Genomic DNA, 2,190 nt, shown 5'->3' with positions numbered 1-2,190 from the left:
CTTGTTAGTGATCCGATAGACGCTCAACCGTGTGAGCTCAGTATTAAATCATGTGTGATGTTATCGGATGATAAGCAAGTCATTGATACTTTCAATGCGGAGGCGCGTAGCCCCTTTGATGAAGCTTGGGAGGAAACGCACAATGCAGGTTGCCCTAATGAAATTGAGCCTGAGCCCATGCCGACAGGAGTTTCTTTTGAAACATTCATGACGCTGATCAACCAAAAAAGTCAAGATAATGCGGTAGAGCCAAGAATAAGCCAACTTGCCGCTGAGATCATGGGTTATTCTCGACTGCAAGATGCAATAAGAGCACATTTTAGCCCTGACGGTGGAGAGGGAACAGAGTCGTATTTAAGCTTTATGTTGGCATTTATACCTGCAGCAGAGCGTCCTAAAGATGCACATTTTTTTTACCGCGGCATTCGTTATAAATTTGCCAAAAGTTATTACCGACTTGATTTTCAGCTTACACGGGAAAAAACACATGGTAAACAGGACTTTCATGAAATAGAGGGAGACCCTGATCCAGGGTTACGGTATGAAATCATGACAGGCTATGACAATGTAGCAATATCTGATGTTGATTATCGTAAAGGTTTAAAGACGATTGCAGTGACACCTAAATCGACGGTTTATAATTTATTATCTAGCCAGTCAAAAAACGTTTATATAAAAAAATATGAGGAATTAGCAGAAGCGATCGTTAAACGTATTATTAGGGATATTAATGAAGAAAAAGTTAACGAAAAAATTAACTTAGGAAAATCTATTGTCGTTGATTTAATCTTTTTAGCGTTTGGGGTGGGGGCAGCAATTACAACCGTGAAAAATGGTGCGAGAGTGATCCCTTTGCTTGCCGATGGGTTAAATGTGATTTTTTCGACGAATGAATTAATAGAAGATTCTACGGCTTTGTGGGGGTACAACAAAGATGAAGGATATAACGTCCTGTTAAACTCCATGAAATATCTTGATTCTCTGACGGGTAATATTAATAGTTTTGTGACGACGTATCATGCCATGAACCTGTTTATGTTTTTTGGTAAAAAGGTTAAAACACAAGCTATTACCAGTGTCGGAAGTATGGGGATTGGAGGCACACTCTATTTAGAGTCCTTTCAAGGTGAACCTAAATTACATAACGTGTCTCAAAATAAATAGAATAAAGGACTATTATGGATAAACTCTTCGAATTTACAGAAGGTTATCTTAAGGGGATTACCGCAAAAATAGTGAGTGAGGAATCAGTAAAATCATTAACAAATATGCTTGTTACTCGCTTTAATGTGGTCGGAAAAAACCTTTACTCGGCACTTTGATGATACGATAGTGACTTGTTTTGGTCCAAAACCAGATGGAACATGTGTACTACGTATACAAGGTAATCCGAAAGGTGCTGGACGCCGAGTGACAGGACATATCGAACTTAATTTAAAATCTGAGCATAAATTACAAAAGGTATTAACCTCGGATTTGTTTTATGACGGGGTTGCTTCCATGAAAATGGCGCAGTTTGTGGGGTATCTCGGCGAGCAGCATGTTGCCAATGAAATCAAAAAAGGCACGTTATTTGATAAGTTGTTTATGAAAACGCGTTATGGTAAAGCCCCATTAGCCAACAAATCTTCCCGTCTTGATAAGGATGGAAATGAATTAAATCCTTTATTTGGTAAACGCTTTGTTCCTGAAAAAATGCTAGCATTACAAAATGCAAAAGGTCAAGGTATTGACTTGATTTGTAAAATTGAGCCACCGCCACCTGAGTGGGTTACGTTTGAAATCAAAACGACGATGAAGGATAAGTTTGGGCCAAATTCAACACCAAAAGGAGGTGAGGCAAGCGAAGCTCAAAAAGATTACTTGAAAAATATAAGAGATCATTCAAAAGCAGCAACAGAGTCAATGAGACTTGGAAGGAATGATTATAATTTAAATAAAAAACAGTTGGACTTATTAAATAGTATTTCTAAGGAGCTGAATATCAATAATATTGTTGGTTATAAATTAACGGTGGCAGTTGATGATAAATTTAATGTTGGTGGAAACAATAAATACCCATTCTTTTACTACCTAGAGGATTTAGATAAATGAGTAGAGTTGATAGAGTACTAAAATATACAGAAAAAAAATAAAAAATGCAAAGACTGATCTATGTAAAGTAAACGACAGTATAGATGATGATTTTGT

Annotated in this window: 2 protein-coding genes; both read left to right on the top strand. The window is 37.1% G+C overall.

Annotation, left to right across the window (positions count from 1 at the left end; genetic code table 11):
- On the top strand, positions 1 to 1,164 hold a 1,164-nt coding region (locus PR675_RS12490), incomplete at its 5' end, for a hypothetical protein (RefSeq protein ID WP_272582755.1).
- Positions 1,165 to 1,410: 246 nt separating this feature from the next.
- Complete coding sequence (locus tag PR675_RS12485) at positions 1,411 to 2,094, top strand: hypothetical protein (protein ID WP_239686467.1); 684 nt, start codon at positions 1,411 to 1,413, stop codon at positions 2,092 to 2,094.
- Positions 2,095 to 2,190 lie beyond the last annotated feature (96 nt).

Origin of the sequence: Providencia sp. PROV261, from assembly GCF_028477945.1 — a bacterium.
In the GTDB taxonomy this organism is placed as follows: Bacteria; Pseudomonadota; Gammaproteobacteria; order Enterobacterales; family Enterobacteriaceae; genus Providencia; species Providencia stuartii.
Note: the sequence above shows the minus strand (reverse complement) of the source record. Positions and strands in the feature narration are given on the sequence as shown.